The following is a 16,311-nucleotide window of genomic DNA, read 5'->3' on the forward strand; positions in this document are numbered from 1 at the left end:
GGACGAACACCTCCGGCCGTCTGCCCACCGGCCATCACCTCCCACCACAAGTGTTGGGAGACAGCCTGCCCGATACATCCTCAGAACCAGCGGATTACACGATCAACGTTCAAAGACGAGGCACTAGCTGGCAGCGGCACGGTGTCGCTGGAGTCGACCAGCAACCCCGGCTACTACCTGCGGAACCGAAACAACGAGATCTGGCTGGACAAGAACGACGGCACGACAGGGTTCAAGAACGGCGCGAGCTTCACCCGGCGGGCAGGCCAGTCCGACCCGGCCGCGGTGAGCTTCGAGTCGATGAGCGCCCCGGGACGCTACCTCCGCCACTACAACTACGCGCTCTATGCGCAGCCGTTGAGCACCGCCGCCGACCTCGCGGACGCCACCTTCTACCTGGAGTAGCCAGCGCGCTCCCCGCCGGCAGGCTCGTCGCGCGGCACATCGATAAAAAAATGTTGCCCATGAAAACGACCTTGTTGTCTCTCGGCCGTGCACGGCGCGGCGTTCCCGCTTGGTGCGGGTGCCCATCTCAAGTAAGCAATCGAGGTCCGTAGCGGATCTCGTCATCGTCCGACTCTGGAGATCATCATGCTTTCACGCAGACAGCGCGCCGCGCTGCTATCCGCCTGCGCGGCCATGGCGGTGACGGGTGCCGCGGTGCTCACCGCCGCCGTGGCTTCCGCGGCAGTGACTCGCTACGAGGCCGAAACGGCGCCGGCCACATGCGACGGTGTCATCGAGTCCAACCACACCGGCTACTCCGGCAGCGGCTTCTGCAACGGCAACAGCAGGGCGGGGGCGGCGGCCCAGTTCACCGTGACCGCGTCCGCCGCTGGCACGGCGACGATCGCCGTTCGGTACGCCAACGGCACCACCGCCAACCGACCGGCCGACGTGCTCCTCAACGGCGCCGTCACGCATTCGGGCGTCGCGTTCAACGGCACCGGCGCGTGGACGACATGGGCGACGACGACTCTGACCGCGTCGCTGAACGCGGGCAGCAACACGATCCATTTGAGCCCGACCACCGCGAACGGCCTGGCCAACATCGACTATCTCAACGTCGAGGTCGGCGCTTCGCCCTCGCCCTCCGCGACCGTCTCCCCGCCGGGCCGGCCCGCCCAGTGCACCGGCAGTTCGCCGATCACCTGCCACTTCGGGGTATCGCCCGGCAACTACACGGTGACCGCGTGGATCGGTGACCGCGCCTCGGCCGGCAACACGTCAATGTCCGTGGAGGCCCGCCGGCGGATCCTGCCGGCGGTCACGACCGCCGCGGGCACCATCACGCAGTACGTGTTCACCATCAACGTGCGACAACCGGAAGGCCAGCCCACCGGGCAGGGTGGCACCGGCACCTCCGGCCTGAGCATCACGTTCGCTGGTTCCGCGCCCAAGCTTTCAGGGCTGACCGTCCAGCCGGCCGGCAACCCGCTTGTGGCCTACCTGGCCGGCGACTCCACGGTGTGCGATCAGATGATCGCCCCGTACACCGGGTGGGGGCAGATCCTGCCCACGCGCGTGTCCGCCGGCGCGGTGGTCGCCAATTACGGCGACTCGGGCGAAAGCTCGGGCAGCTTCCTGAACAACTCGGCACTGTTCCCCACGATGCGACCGTTGATCAAAAGCAACGACCTGGTGCTGATCCAGTTCGGCCACAACGACAAGTCCACGACCGCCTCAGCCTTCCGCGGTAACCTCACCACGATGATCAACCAGGTGCGCGCCAGGGGCGGCGTACCCGTCCTGGTCACCCCACCGGTGCGGCGGCGGTTCGACGGCAACCAACTCGACGCCACCGCCCGGCACATCAACGGCGTCGGCGTAAACCTGCCCGCCGAGATGCGCAGCCTCGGCTCCTCGCTGGGCGTGCCGGTGATCGACCTGACCGCCAAGAGCGAGGCCCTGGTCGAGTCCATGGGCCCAACCAACTCCGCCCAGCTGTACCTGCGCCAGTCGGTCGACGGCGTCACCGACAACACCCACTTCTCCGAGTACGGCGCCGGCAGGATGGCCGACCTGGTCGTCGAAGGCATCCGCGAACGCAATCTCTCCTTGGTCAGCTACCTGCGCTGATCCCATCCGTGGCGGCCCGGCGCGGCACGACGCGCCGGGCCTGCCGGGGCGACGTCGAATTGGCCAGAGTCGCGCCAGCGCGCGCCTTTGACGGACCGGTCAAAGCTGCGCGGGGCCAGGAAGGCAATCCCACCACCCAGCACCGCGCCGTCGACCACTACCCGGGCAGCCTCGGCAGTGACGACCCAGGTCACCTGGCGCCAGGTGGCGCCGCCGCTCAGGCGGATCACTCACATGTCCAGTCGACGGCCGGCGGCGGCCATGAGCAGCGTGTTAGCGACCGCGATCGCACGTATCCGGCGGCCACGCGATCAGCGGCAACGTGAAGAGCCACACCGGTCGGTCGACCACCATCGTCCGACTCGCCGTCGTCATACACCACCGCGAACGCCTCCGCCAGTAGCCGCACGGGCGTGCCGCCGGACGGCGAAAGGGTCGAAGTGGACAGGCCGACGGTGCCGCTGTCCCGCAGGCCCGTCGAATGAACCGGCGAGGACCTGCAGCCGGCGCTGCGTCGCTCGGACCGCGAGCGCCCCGGCTCGGCCTACCCGCCTGACGGCTATGCCATGGTGCTCGGCGTCTGTCCGTTGACAATTAGATGTCCGGCGGTAACACTCGTTGATACATATGAATGTAAGCGCTCACAGTGCTGAGGCGCGCCACGCCTGGTGGGGCTGACCCGCGGACCGAGGCGCCTGATGATCAAGGAGGTATGTGATCACGCAGCGCCCGGCAGGCGCGGAGAACCGCGTTCGTCCGCGGCAACCTCAGTGCGCCAGGCCGCTCTGGCGGACGACGACCACGTCCCGCCGTCCGGGATCCGGGTCGATGCCGGGAACCGCGCGATCAAACAAGTCAACGCGACCAGAGGCACGCACATTCAGGGCATGCTGCATCTCGCGTTCAAGGTCATCGAGCGAGCGCCCATCGGCAAGGTGGTGCGTGACCCAAACCAGGCTTTCGCGAAGGTGATGACGTTGGTAAACACATTCTCCGGTGACCTAAGCAACATGAGCGGCATGGTCGACCGGGGGACGGCCCGGACTGGCACGGGAGCTACGCGGTCGTGCAGCGCGATCTCGTCGAGATCGCAAAGGTTCTGCCAGATGTGAAGCTCACCATCGCCGAGATGTCTCCGCCGTCGAGTGGCAGGGTCACCGATGCGTTGTCAGATCCGAATCATCCGGTGGGCTTCACCTATACGGTGCAGTCGCAGGGGACGACACGATGGCCGCCATGAAGACGATCAACGACATACCCGACAACGCGGGCACCGGTGTGTGGCCGTGGGCTGGCACCAGCGTCTTCGGAACGGGTCGGGTGCAAACGGCACGTTGCGGGCCTCGTTCAAGGTTTGGAACGACGCGTTCGCCAAGAACATCGTTGAGAGCCACGTCTTTGCCCCGACGCGGGCGCGTGGCTCCCACGCTCCCCACAACCGTGAGAAGCCTCGACCTGCGCACGGGTGTCTGCTCGACCGTCAAGGTCACCTGGAGTGCCATCAACCCGGAGAGCTACGCCACGCCAGGCACCTTCACAGTGAACGGCACCGCGAACGTCACCAGCCTCGGCAGCGGTAAAGCAGCCACGATGACGGCTGTGAAAGCAACAGTCGAGGTCACATAGGCCCATCCTCATCGGGGCTGGACGGTCGGCACCACATGCGTAGCGACGATGTCAACCAGGAGCGCAACAAGCAGAGAGAGGTGGATGAACGTGACAAGTGAGCGGCTTGCGGGCTGGTCTCGTTGGCGTGCCGGCGTTGTTCTAGGCGCTGCCGCTAGCGTGGTCGCCGCCGGGGCGGCTGTCGGTTTGCCGGAGGCGTCGGCCGCGACAACGCGGTATGAGGCGGAGACCTCCCCGGCCACCTGTGAGGGAACGATCGACTCGAATTGGTCCGGGTATTCCGGGAGCGGGTTTTGTAACGCGACCAATGCGACCGGGGCTGCCGTGCAGTTCACGGTGAACGTTGCCACGGCCGGCAGTGTCACGCTAGGGATCCGGTTTGCCAACGGCACCGCCACCCGTCCGGCGAGCCTGGCGGTCAACGGGACCACGGTGCAGACGCCGTCGTTCGAGGGCACCGGTGCGTGGAGCACGTGGGTCACCAAAAACCTTACCGTGAACGCGAATGCGGGCAGCAATACGATCCGGTTGGCGGCGGCCACGTCTAGTGGCTTGCCCAATGTGGACCGTCTTGAGGTCGGTGCTGGCGGCCCGACGTTCACCAACCCGGTGGTGGGTCCCCCGAACAGCGCCGACCCGACCTTGGTGTTCCACAACGGGTTCTACTACTACGTCGCCACGACCTGGACCGCCAACGTGGTGATGCGCCGCTCAGCTACGATTGCCGGGCTCCGTACGGCGGCGGAGCAGGTAGTCGTCCGTACCGGCGGGAACACGATGTGGGCCCCGCACTTGGAGCTCATCAACAACCGGTGGTACCTGTACTACTCCGTCGAACAAGGCGGCCTGCCCCGGCGTACGCATGTCGCCGAGAGCGCCGGAGCCGACCCGCTCGGCCCGTACACCACCCGCGGGATCCTCAACCTGATGCCCAACAACGGCTGGGCCATCGACGCGGCCCCGATCCGGCTGAACAACACCCTGTACATGACGTTTTCGGCCTTCGGCTCGGACAGGTTGCAGTCACTGTTCATCGCACCGATGACGAACCCGTGGACAGCCGCCGCGTTCGGGAGCCGGATCTCGGCCCCGACGCTGGCCTGGGAACGGCAGGAGGGGGCCGTCAACGAAGGGTCGTTCCTGTTGCAACACAATGGTCGCACGTTTCTGACCTACTCGGCCAGCTACTGCGGCGGACCGAACTACAAGATCGGAATGCTGGAATACCGGGGCGGCGACCCCCTGGCCGCCGGTTCCTGGACGAAGTTCCCCAACCCGATCTTCCAGCGCAACGACGCGAACGGGGTCTACGGCCCGGGCCACCACTCGTTCTTCACCTCACCTGATGGCACCGAGACCTGGATCGCCTACCACGCCAACAGCTCGGCGTCGCAGGGCTGCGGCACGACGCGTACCACCCGGGTACAAAAAGTCTCCTGGAACGCTGACGGCACACCGAACCTCGGTACGCCGGTGCGGACCGGTGTCGCCCTCCCCGTACCGCCCGGGGAATAACCCTCCGCAAGCCCTTGACGGCAGGTCGTCGGGAGTTGGCGGTGACGCTCGCTGATACTTTGGCGGCCCATCAGAACGCACCGCCCGACGCACCGTGTTCTTCGAGATACCCAGCATCCGCGCGATCGCCTTGATCGGCATCTGCGCCGCCCGATGAAGGCGGCGGGTCTCAGCCCAGTCTTCCACTGTGATCACACCCTTCCTCCGGCCCGCCAAACGAGCCAGTCCCGGAAGGGGTCACCATTCATCCGTCGATAGGGGGTCCGAGTTCAGCTCTGGCACACATGCTGTGACTGATCTTGGTGGCAGCTCACGGGTTGGTCAGGACGCGTTTGCGTAAGAGGTCGAGGTTCGCGCGGCCGTACATCTGTCGCTTGATCGTCTTGATGCGGTTGACCTGACCCTCAACCGGGCCTGAGCTCCAGTGGTGGGAGAGGCCGGCGACAACGGCGTCACGGTCGCTGGCCAAGCCGGCGGCGAAGCCACGGGTTTCGGGGAATCCGCCGTGGCGTGCGCGGTCGATCCAGGCGTCGAGGTGCTGTCCGGTGCCTTGGTGGCGGACCAGTGCGGCGATCCCGCGGGCGAGGTCAGCGACGGTGTCGAGGTCGGGGCAGCGGCTTCGGGTGTCGGCGAGGTCGGTGCGGTCGTCGTCGGTGAGCTGTGGCCGGGTCGCATGATCCAGGCGGTGAGCCGCCGGGCCGACGGCGCCCGGACTGCGGGGACAAGTCCGCCGTCGGGACTACGTCTACGCCGCCGGGTGGGCCGACCAGTCCCCGTTCACCACGATCTACCAGAAGCTCAGTGTGGAGCCAGGCTGGACCACCCATGCTCTTGCCGGCGGACACAACCTCATGCGTGACACGCCGGAGGAGCTGACGAAGATCTTGGTCGACGTTGCCGCGTTGCGCTGAGCACGCATCCGACAGCCCACTCGGAAGGTCCGCCGCCGATCCTCCCGCCTGGAGTGGGCTACGGGCCGACCCTGGCATGGGACACGAGGGGACGGTCATCAGGCGGAGCCGAGAAAATCAGCTCACAACATGTGCGATGAGTTCTGGCACCGTACAGGTTCAGGGGATGAGGCCGTGGCGGCGGGCGGTGGTGACGGCGGCGGCCCGGTTGGCGGCGCCGAGTTTGCGGTAGATGGCGCGGGCCTGGGTCTTGATGGTGTTGAGGCTGACGCGCCGGTGTGCCGCGATCTGTCGCAGGGTCATCGGTGCTGGTAGCAGCCGTAGCAGGGCGTGTTCTTGGGCGGTGAGTGTGGTGGCTTGGCGGGTGGCTCGTTGGGGTCGGCGGGGGTGCCGGTCGAGTCGGTCGAGGAGTATGAGCGGTGGGTTGTGCGGGTCTGGTAATTCGTCGATGAGGGCGCGGGCCTCGGTGATGCAGGCGGTGGCGCCGACGTGATCGCCGGTGTCTAGTTGTAGCTCGGCGAGTTGGGTCAAGGCGCAGAGAGTGGGCCAGGGGCTCAGCCCGGGGGTGCGTCGGCGTAGTGCGAGGATTTGCTCGAGCAGTGCTCGGGCGCGGTCGCGCTTACCCTGGTGAGCGGCGACGGCGGCTTGGGCGATGTAGGCCATGTTGGCCTGGGGTGCGTGTTGCAGGCCGAAGTGTTCGGCAAGCTCTTGCGCGGCGGCGGCGGTGGTGGCGGCCTGTTCGTGCTGGCCCAGATGGTGTTGGGCGAGCGCGAGCACTCCGGTGGCAAGGGTACGGATCATGGGGGTGGCGGCGTGGCTGGCCGCCGCGCGGCGAAGGGGTTCGATGGCTGCCGGTGATTCGTCGTTGAGGTAGTGGGCGCAGCCGAGGGCGGTACGGGCCATGGCGTACCAAGGGCTGGTGGGGTCGGTCTCCTGCTCGACGGCGATCTGCGCGGCCTCGGTCATCGGTTTGAGTCCGTCGAAACCGAAGACGGCCCGGACCAGCGCGGCAGCGGAGAGGACCGATGCCGTGCCGTCCGGTAGCGGGCCTTGGTGGCCGCAGTGTTCCGCGATGCGCAACCAGTGTTCGACGGCTGGGCGGTCGCCGCTGACGGCGGCGACCCATGCGGCCGTGATAGCCGCCGGGGCGCTGGCGGCGACGGTGTCGTTGCCGAGGCGGTCCAGCCACGCGCGTACGGTTGCCCGCCGCCCGGTGTTGATCGCCGCCATGTAGGCGCAGGCGATCGACGTGATGGCGGTGGCGGTGTCGCCGGCGGTCAGGCTGTGCTCGATGGCGTCTTCGGTGCGGTCTTGCGTGCGCAGCCAGGCGGCCGCCCGGCGGTGCAGGCTGGAGAGCATGTGCGGTTCGTCGCGATGTAATCGTCGCCGTAACGCGTGCTGAATCAGATGGTGGTGGCGAAACCACTCACCAGTGGTATCCAGCGGAACCAGCAGCAGCCCGTTCGGGCGACGAGCGTCGAGATCGGGCAGGTCGTCGCCGGCCACCGCGTGAGCCAGGCCGGTGGTGAGCCGCTCCAGGACCGTGGTCCGGGCCAGGGCCACGGCCTGCTCGCGCGACAGCCCGTCGAGGATCTCCTCAGTGATGTAGTCGTCGAGGTGGCCGTGGCGGGCGGTCAGTTGGGCGAGCACTGTGGTCGTGTCGGCGTGGTGCCGCATCGCGCGGGCGGCCAGGTGCACCGCGACGGGCCAGCCTTCGCTGGCCCCGATCAGAGCGTGCGCGGTGTCGGCGGGCAGCTCGGTGCCGGCGCTGGCGGTGGTGGCCAGCCAGGCGGCGTCATCAGCGCCGAAGCGCAACTCGCCGGAGCCGATCTCCAGCAACCGCCCGCTGGCTCGAAGCCGGGCCAAGCGCAGTGGTGGGTTGCGGCGCGAGGCGACCAGCAGTTGGCAGTTGGCGGGCAGCGCCGCGATGAGCGCGGCGAGCTGGCGATGACACGCCGGTTCGGTCAGCAGATGACAGTCATCAAGGGCCAGGCACAGCCCGGTCGTAGCCGCCTGCGACGCCAGCGCCGTGCACATTGCGGGCAGCACCGCGGTGTCGATGTCCGGGTTGGTCTGGCGCAGGAGCCGGGCCACTGTCGCCCACTGCGGCCCCGGCGCCGCCGCGGTCAGCGCTGCGAGGATGCCCGACCACAACAACACCGGGTCGTTGTCACGTGTGTCGACGGCGAGCACCGCCAGCGCGCGACGGCGGCCCGGGTCGGCGTGCCACAACGCCAGCAGTGTCGACTTGCCATACCCGGCGGGGGCGATCACCGTCACCAGCCGAGCCGCGGCGGCGTGGTTGAGCGCGGCAAGCAACTTGGGGCGGCCTGCCCACTCTGGCTGGACGGCGGGAACATGGATCTTGGGCGCAATCAACGCCTCCACCACACCGGCGGGTCGGCGCACCGGCCGCGTGTCAAGCCAGCCCGGCCCCCTGTTGGGCGGATATCTCTCCGGCACCCGACCGGCACCTCCTGCCCTGTCGCACCATCGGTGCCCAAGTCGTCACGCGCAGTGTCGACCGAGGGGATGATATCCGTCAATCCAGTGCCAGTTCTTGCCGCGCGACGCGTGCCACCGCCAAGCCCAGATGCTGTCGCTGTCAGCTTTGCGACAACCACCCCTAGCGGTCTGTGTACTCACCTTGTTCCTCACGCCGAATCCGGGCAAAAGGCAAAGGCGATAGGCGCTCCTGGGAAAGTTTCACCCGCTTTTTCGCCCCTCAAGCAGGGAAGGGGTGATGCGCTATCACCCCTTCCAATGCGATACCTGTGCTTAGAAAAGAAGACCCGGCGCCCGGCGCATCGTGCGATGGGTGCCGCCACCGCTGATGTTCACGTTGACTCAACCACCGGCCATGTCGCGGCCCGCTGGACGGGAATTCTGTGATGTGCGGCAGAGGCTCCTTCAAGCACAAGGGAACTGTGTGCTTGTAGCGGTGACTGCGGTCGGGTCGACGGCGGGAAACTCAAGAAAGGCGTCCCGGATGACATGGACACGCATTAACCGATCTGCTGCGGTTGTCATCCTGACTGAGTCGCTGACCGCAGGTGGGTCAGCGACGAGCAGCGGTTCCGCATTCCCCGGCATAAGTGGCAGGATCCACTTCCAAGAGCGGTCCCCTCCAGTTCCGACGCGGTTCTTTCGACGAAATCCGATTGGCCGCGCGGTCTCCTGGCTGACCCAGGCGGAGCCGCCAACGACACCGCCAGCGGCGGACTCGGCACTGGCCCCTGCAGGTTGGTCCGGACACCATCAACAAGTGCCGACCAGGCCGATCACCGTGGCCGTTAAGCAAACTACGTCCTGACGGCCACCATTCCGGCGTTTCAAGCATTAATCAGGTTTACGGCCGCATATCGGACCGGAATCCGATGTGTGTTAGGCGCTACATGATGGCATTGATCACCTCTCAGCACTGGCCTGCGCCTTCAAAATCAGTCCTCGGTGGGCTTGCTGTTCGCATTCTTGACGCACTTATGTATCGGTTCACAGAGTGAAGGTGCTCCACTCGGAGTGTCAATACTGTGGGAAGGATCATCCGTGACCGCACCTAAAAATGCTCAGAAGGCCACGCAGTCGGTGCCCAGTCCTCTCGACGGCGCGACCCCAGCAGATCTGCTGCCCGCCAGTGGCAACCACCCGGTGGAGATCGTCCGCTACCAGTCGGTGGTGCTGACCGACATTCCGGGCGCGAAACCAGTCCGCAAACTGACCGGGGCCATCGACCTCGGCGAAGAGAACCTGCCCTACTACGACCGTCCCGCCGAAGGGATGATCGTCACCACCGAGCAGAGCTGGGCGGTAAAGGGGGTGACGCTGGGCCGCCTGCTGCACAGTCTCGCTCTGGCGCCGGGAGAGAGCACCCGGGTTGCCGTCGTCGACTGGGAGCGACGCACCCGCGGCACCGGCACCGAGGCGACCAGCGAGCGCGACCAGCTCACCAGCCGCACCGATCAGGACCGCTCGATCTCCGAGGTGGCCAACACCATCGCCCAGGAGCAGCAGCACGGCACCTCCTCAATGCAGCAGGCGTCGACGTCGTCCAGCAAGGGCGGTGGCGGCGGAGTGGCGCTGTTCGGCCTGAACCTCGGTGGCACCTGGAGCAACTCGTCCAACAGCGGCTTCGCGACCAACGTCGTCCGGTCCACCGGCATCCGCTCAGTCGCCTCGGACGCCGCGCAGCAGATCAGCGCGCGGACCCAGCAGGTGGCGACCGCGGCCCGCAGCCGCCACATGACGGTGGTCCGGGAGACCTCACAGTCGGAGAAGGAGCAGGTCACCACCCGCGTGGTGACCAACTACAACCACATGCACGCGCTGTCGGTGCAGTATTACGAGGTTGTGCAGGTCTACGAGGTGACGACGAAACCGGTGACCGCCGAGCGGTGCCTGTTCATCCCGTTGCAGGAAATCTCCTTCACGCACAGCAACCTGCAGCGGTACAAGGAGGTGCTGGCGAGCGTGGCGCCGAAGGAGTGGGCCACCCGCATCCGCGACGCCAACCCGCTCGAGGCCACCGTACGCAAGCTGGAAGGATGCAGCACGGCGGAGGCGCCGACCCATCAGTCGTTCGAAGGCATCGACCTGCTCGACCTCGCGGCGTCGACCATGGGCGTCTACGGCGTCCGCAAGACTGACGGAACTCCGGTCCGCTTCGATCCCATCGCCCGCCAATGGAATCCCCTGCCCACCACCGGCCTGCTCGCCAACGGCCTGAAACGGATCGCACCGGGCAAAGACAGGGTCTGGGGAGTCCGGTCCGACAACATGATCGTGATGTTCGACGGAACGGCGTGGCAGACCCATCCGCAGGGCGCGGCCGCTCCGGCAATCGCCTGCGGCAGCGACGGCACCACCATCCTGTGGGGGCCCTCGGACATTCACCAGCTGGTGGGAAACGCCTGGAAGAGGACCGATGTAGCCGTGGACGACCTCGCAGTGGTCAACCACGATCGCGTCTGGTACTGCAAGGACGGCAAGACCTTCGAACGAACCGGCACGACCTGGACCGAGCGGGCGGCCCCCGCTCCCGGCATCGTGAGCCTGACCGCGGCACCGGACGGCGTCATCTGGGGCGTCACCGGCGACAAGAAGATCATGATGGTCGAACCCGGATCATCGACCTGGACACCGGGCAAGATCGGGACCGCGCCCCTGACCGCGGCATTCCCAGCCAAGATTGTCTCAGTCGGCGGTGGCGAGTTCTGGCTGATGAACGACAAGGGAGCGCTCGTCCGGATGCTGACCGCGCCACGTGAGGCGCTCACCGCGTTCGACGACCCGCCGCCACCCGAGGCGGGATGGCCCACCAAGATCGACGTATGGTGGGACAGCGCCGGCATCCGCAGCGTCCGGCTCGTCATCCCCGGCCACACCTACCGCTGCGGCGACACCGGCGGCTCCGGTGTGCTGCAACACGGGTCCTACGACTTCAGAGCCGGCGACAAGCTGCTGTCCGTCGACTACTGGACCGGAACGGCCGCCCGGGGCAGCCTCGCCGGGCTCCGCCTGACATTGCAGACCGGCGTCGTCACTTTCGGTCCCGTCACCGGCACGACCACACCCGACCTGACCGAGGACGCCGGCGGAGCGGCCATCTGCGGGCTGCTCGGCTCCACCGTCCGCACCGGCAGCCGGACCTACATCGCCGCGCTCGGCTTCCACCTGCGCGGCGGCAAGGTTCCGCAGGCCGTCCTCGACCATCTCAACGACAACCGCCGCTACTACAGCCAAGCGGTCTGGGCCAACGCCGACGAACTGACACTCAGCCGCATCCTGGCCAACTACTCCTACCTGCCGCCGGGCAGCAAGGGAGACGCGGTCCCGCTCGGCATGCTGCTCGACCCGAAACCGGTCGCGGCCACCGGCAACTACCTGGGCTTCCGATGGAACTTCAGCAGCGAACAGGAGCGGCAGGACTGGCTCACGGCGCGGTCGGCGGACAGCACCACACTCGGCAAGCTCGTCACCGCCAAAGTCGGCATCGCCACCAACGGCGTCTTCGCCGAAGCCGTCCTCGGCCGCGCCAACGCCGCCGAGAAGATCGACCTGACCCGTTTCTGGAACTGGAAGGACTCGCCGATCCCGATCCTGCCCACCGACATCGCGCCCGTCGGCACCGGCACCCGCAACCAGGAAGTCGACGTCAAGGTCGCCCAGCTCACCCCAAGCGAAGCTAAGTTCCAGACGATCGCGGCCCTGCCCGACCCGGCCGCCACCCAGGCGGCGATGCAGGTGCTGTCGACTGCCAACCTGTTCAAGGACATCGCCGGCGCAGCCGAGATGAGCCAGATGCTGAGCAAGGGCATCGAGGCCGCGGCCAGCAACGACAAGGAAGCCGGCGCTCGCGCCAACGAGGCCATGAAGACCGCCGCCGAACACCAGCAGAAGATGGCCACCATCGCCGTCGAAGCGGCATCCAAGCTGGTCCCGGCAGGAAAGGCCGCGAGCACCCTCAGCGCCCTCGGCGGAATGATGAACCAGGCCAGCAACGGCAATGGCTCAAACACCTCGGACGATTCCGAGGCAAAGGAAAACTAGCCTACGGATCAGAAGGTTAGGGGTTCGAGTCCCTTCGGGCGCACAAGATCATAAAGGGCTCGAGCTGCTGAAACGCGGCTCGGGCCCCTTATGCTCTTCGACCTGTTTGGGCGGCGGGTGTCACGTGGGTGCTACTCGGGTGTCATCAACGTCTCTGGCTGCGTGGGCTGTTGTGGGTTCTTGACCTGCGGCTTCTTTCGCTTGGAGGGTGCCTTGCGGGCTGGAGTATGTGCCGCCGGCAGGGATTGGGGGCGGTTGCGGCGGCCCTTCTTGGCGATCTTGGCGCGGATGCTGTGGGCTGCGGCGAGGACGAGGTGGGCGGTGGCGTTGGCGCAGCGGCGCTGGGCCAGGGGTAGGACGCTGGTGTAGGTGTCGGCGGTGACCAGGATGCTGGAGTGTCCGAGCATGTCCTGCAGGGTCTTCAGATCAGCGCCGGCCTCGTGGGCGAGGGACGCGGCGCCATGGCGAAGGTCGTGCAGCCGTACCGGCGGAACGGCGGCTCGCTTGACCAGGAGCCGGAACCGGCCGCTGGCGTAGCCGGGGTGGATGGGGTTGCCGTCGGAGCGGACGAAAACGTACCCGGAGTCGATCCAGCGTTTCCCGGTCGCCTGGCGGCGGGCTTGCTGGTCTCGTTGGCGCTGTCGATGTTCGCGCAGGATCTGGATGGTGCGTTTGTCGAGGGCGACCGGGCGGCGGCCGGCTGCGGTTTTGGGGTCGCCTTCGATGACCTGGTAGCCGGCGGTGGTGCGGTTGCGTTCGACGTAGAGCACGCCGCTGTTGAGGTCGATCTCGGTCCATCGCAGCCCGCACATTTCGCCGCGGCGTAGGCCGCGCAGGGCGGTGAGCCACCAGAACGCGTACAGCGGATCGTCGGTGACGGTGTCGAGGAACGTGGCGAGCTGCTCGGCGGTCCATACCGCGACGGTGGGGTGTTCGCCGGTGGTGTGCCAGGCGTGGACGCGGTCGTCGGTCCAGACCTGGGCGTGGGGTTTGCGGTAGCCGGCGACGGTGATGTGCCGGGCGGGGTTGTTCTCGATCAGGCCGTGGTTGGCGGCGAGGTTGAGCGCGGCGCGCAGGGTGGTGCGTAGGTGCTGCATGGCGGAGGCGGACTGGGGCAGTCCTTTGGTGTTGGTGGTTGCGGCGATCTGGTCGAAGACGGTGCGCAGCAGCCGGGCGTCGAGGTCGGCGAGGCGGTAGCGACCAAGGTGGGGGATCAGGACGCGTTCGACGTCGCGGGTGTAGTGCAGGCGGGTGGTCGGCCGGATCCGGGTGCGTTGGTCGAGCCAGTGCCGCAGCCACCGTTCGACGGTCCAGCCGCTGGCGGTGCGCTGCGCCTGTGTCGCGGCCAGCCACTCGTCCCGTGCCCGGCGGGCCGCTGCCTGGGACGGGTAGCCGCCGCGGCGGACGCGTTCGGATCGGCCGAGAACGTTGCTGGCGGAGCAGTGGAAGTACCAGGTGCCGTGGTTCCGGTCGTCCAAGTCCGGGCAGCGCTGTTCCAGCCGCCGGCCGTGGTTGTCCCGGCACCCGCACCGTTTGAAGATCACACCTGACGTCGCCATGAAGCGTTCCTCTCTCGGGAAGTCACCTGTCCCATCGATGCAGCGCCGCCTGCTGATACGGATCCGTCAGCCGATACTCGCCAGCTGCGTCTTCAGGCCTTCGGCACCAGCGGCAGGACGCGGTACCGGCTCCTACATCCGCTGGCGCATTCCCACCGTGCATAGGCGGTGCCGCGCCGGGGCGGGCCGGCAGGGACGTGCCTGGGCGGCAGCTCGCGGCGCCGGTCCTGAGCGACGCGGCACACACCCCGCCGGACTGGTCGTAGAAGCGGCGGAGGCATGCCGATGGCGGCCAGTGGCGCGAGCAGACCGGCGACGCACTGGCGTGCTTGTCGCGGTGGGGCGGGCCGGCGGAGCTGGCCGCGGGCCTACGGCGGATTTTCACCTTGCGCTATCGTCCCCGGGATTGTGATCAGGGCGAGGGAGTTGGCATGGGTACGTGGACATGGTGAGGCGCGGCTGGGCCACCGCGCGCGGGATCGTGGTCGTGGTGGCCGTTGGCGCCGTTGCCGGCTGTTCGGCTTCCTCCGGGCACCGCTCGGTGCCGTCCTCTTCCTCCGCGTCGGCGCAGCCCTCGGCGAGCGCGTTGAGCATGCGCGCCCGGCTTGAGTTGCCCATGCGGCTGGGCAATCGCTCTCGCTTCGACGACCGGTCGCTAACGGGTGTCGCGATGAGGAACTTCAGCGTCCTTGATCGTCTGGTGGATGATCGTCGCCATGAGAAGGCGGTCGCGGCCGTCTACAACGGTGAGACCGACGCCGACTACGCCGTTCTGGTCAGTGCAGCCGCCGGCACCGTCCGGGACGAGGAAGCGACGCTGACCACGATCTTCGGGCTGTACCCCTCGGTGAGGGAGGTCCGGGCGGTCGAGGCTGGACCGTTGGGTGGCGTTGCCGCGTGTGGTAGCGCCCGTGACGGCGAGTATCACGTCACGATGTGCGCCTGGGTCGATCAGATCAGCGCCGGCATTGTCACCTTTCTCAGCCCGAAGAAGCGTCTGGCCGACCGGGGCAAGGAACTCGCGGATATCCGCAGCGAGGTGGAGTTCCCTATCCCGGGCCTGCCCGCCGGCCAGTGAGAGGTTTCTCCAGCGCCGACGCCGGTAGCCCGGTTCGGTCTGCGTCAGCCCACCAGGGCCTTCCGGACGGGCGCTGCTTCGCCGTGCTCCTCTCTGCCAGCGCCCATCGAAGTCGCGAGCCGCTTGAGAAGCCGGGGATGCTCAGCCAAACAGCCCGTCACTGTCGGTGATCCGGCGGTCCTTTCGGTGATCACCTGACTGGTTTGTGGTGGCAAGTTGTAACGCCTCTTTACACGTGGTCGTGATCATCTTTAGGGTCGCCGTGGCCAGGGCGAGTGGTCGCCGGGGGTGTGGTGGAGGTGCATGCGGTGCATGACGTTGGGTGCTCGAGTGTCCTGCAGCATCGTGTGGAGACCACCGCCGCGCGGCCTTCGGTGACTGGCTTCGGCCGAACCGTTCAGCCTGCAGTTGCTCGTGGGCCGAGCACCCGGGTGATTCGGCAGCTGGAACATTGGTTCCCCACCCGAAACCGACTGCGGTACCTGTCTCAACGTGTGGTTCCTGAACGGCGGCCTGCCGGATTGCTCGGCCGTTCGATGTGGTCTCTTGGCTGAGGAGCCGCGGCTGGAGTCCGCCTGTACTCCGACGCGACGCAAACTGCCCTACCGGTATCGAGCCGGCCGGCCCTTTCTGCCACCCCCGACGAATCTGATGTCTGTGTCGGTTCTGCGCACGGTTATGCGAGGAGATCGAGTGTTGAAACCTACCCCTGGCCGGATGCGCCTGCGACGGCAGGTGGTGGGCGGCTCCTGTGCGGTGGTGCTAGCCGCCGCGACGCTGGGTGTGACGACTCCGGCTGGTGCGGCCACGGTGCAGCCCGGTGCGGCGCCGTCTGAGAGTTCTGCGTCGGCGGCCGAAGCGGAGGCGATTGGGACTGCCCCGGGTTTGGTTGACTCGCGGGGTTGAGTGGTTCAGGCCGCGTGTGCGGGCCTGTTGATTGTCTCAAACTTTATCGGGGTGAGCTTGCCGAGGCGTCGTTGCCGTCGGCGGCGGTGGT

Annotated in this window: 11 protein-coding genes and 1 pseudogene; 7 read left to right on the forward strand and 5 right to left on the reverse strand. The window is 67.3% G+C overall.

The window, feature by feature from the left end:
- Positions 1–93: 93 nt before the first annotated feature.
- Both E1165_RS22780 and E1165_RS22785 read left to right on the forward strand, forming a co-directional pair.
- Complete coding sequence (locus E1165_RS22780) at positions 94–405, forward strand: AbfB domain-containing protein (RefSeq protein WP_256370691.1); 312 nt, start codon at positions 94–96, stop codon at positions 403–405.
- A gap of 186 nt (positions 406–591) precedes the next feature.
- Complete coding sequence (locus E1165_RS22785; protein WP_207917011.1) at positions 592–2,079, forward strand: GDSL-type esterase/lipase family protein; 1,488 nt, start codon at positions 592–594, stop codon at positions 2,077–2,079.
- Here E1165_RS22785 and E1165_RS22790 read toward each other — a convergent pair.
- On the reverse strand, positions 2,067–2,309 hold the full coding sequence (locus tag E1165_RS22790) for a hypothetical protein (RefSeq protein WP_132393800.1): 243 nt from the start codon (positions 2,307–2,309) through the stop codon (positions 2,067–2,069). The genes E1165_RS22785 and E1165_RS22790 overlap by 13 nt on opposite strands.
- 836 nt (positions 2,310–3,145) lie before the next feature.
- Here E1165_RS22790 and E1165_RS29150 point away from each other — a divergent pair.
- The 3 genes from E1165_RS29150 (at position 3,146) to E1165_RS22800 (ending at position 5,220) form a co-directional block, all read left to right on the forward strand.
- Entirely contained in the window at positions 3,146–3,319 is a 174-nt protein-coding gene (locus tag E1165_RS29150; protein ID WP_165945296.1) for a hypothetical protein, read from the forward strand.
- Positions 3,316–3,705 (forward strand): Ig-like domain-containing protein, encoded by a 390-nt coding sequence (locus E1165_RS30430; RefSeq protein WP_256370690.1) that lies wholly within the window; start codon positions 3,316–3,318, stop codon positions 3,703–3,705. Before E1165_RS29150 ends, E1165_RS30430 begins: the two co-directional genes overlap by 4 nt.
- A gap of 84 nt (positions 3,706–3,789) precedes the next feature.
- The gene (locus E1165_RS22800) at positions 3,790–5,220 is read left to right on the forward strand and encodes a family 43 glycosylhydrolase (protein ID WP_165945298.1); all 1,431 of its coding nucleotides are present in this window, start codon (positions 3,790–3,792) and stop codon (positions 5,218–5,220) included.
- 45 nt (positions 5,221–5,265) lie between these two features.
- Here the strand turns inward: E1165_RS22800 and E1165_RS22805 are convergent.
- The 3 genes and pseudogenes from E1165_RS22805 to E1165_RS22820 all read right to left on the reverse strand — a co-directional run.
- Positions 5,266–5,415: pseudogene (locus E1165_RS22805) on the reverse strand (helix-turn-helix domain-containing protein); the annotation flags it as partial.
- Positions 5,416–5,530: 115 nt separating this feature from the next.
- The gene (locus tag E1165_RS29570; RefSeq protein ID WP_243704940.1) at positions 5,531–5,902 is read right to left on the reverse strand and encodes a transposase; all 372 of its coding nucleotides are present in this window, start codon (positions 5,900–5,902) and stop codon (positions 5,531–5,533) included.
- Between the two features lie 388 nt (positions 5,903–6,290).
- Positions 6,291–8,540: a LuxR C-terminal-related transcriptional regulator gene (locus E1165_RS22820; protein ID WP_132393803.1), complete on the reverse strand. Its 2,250-nt coding sequence runs from the start codon at positions 8,538–8,540 to the stop codon at positions 6,291–6,293.
- Between the two features lie 1,137 nt (positions 8,541–9,677).
- Here E1165_RS22820 and E1165_RS29575 point away from each other — a divergent pair.
- Entirely contained in the window at positions 9,678–12,677 is a 3,000-nt protein-coding gene (locus tag E1165_RS29575) for a hypothetical protein (protein WP_207917012.1), read from the forward strand.
- A gap of 131 nt (positions 12,678–12,808) precedes the next feature.
- Here E1165_RS29575 and E1165_RS22830 read toward each other — a convergent pair whose 3' ends face one another.
- Positions 12,809–14,155 carry a tyrosine-type recombinase/integrase gene (locus E1165_RS22830; RefSeq protein ID WP_371687385.1) on the reverse strand — a complete coding sequence of 449 codons (1,347 nt, stop codon included), beginning with the start codon at positions 14,153–14,155 and terminating at the stop codon, positions 12,809–12,811.
- Positions 14,156–14,675: 520 nt separating this feature from the next.
- Between E1165_RS22830 and E1165_RS22835 the strand changes: the two genes are divergently transcribed.
- On the forward strand, positions 14,676–15,314 hold the full coding sequence (locus E1165_RS22835) for a hypothetical protein (protein ID WP_132393804.1): 639 nt from the start codon (positions 14,676–14,678) through the stop codon (positions 15,312–15,314).
- The last annotated feature ends 997 nt before the right edge of the window (positions 15,315–16,311 follow it).

Origin of the sequence: Micromonospora sp. KC723, assembly GCF_004348595.1 — a bacterium.
Lineage (GTDB): Bacteria > Actinomycetota > Actinomycetes > Mycobacteriales > Micromonosporaceae > Micromonospora.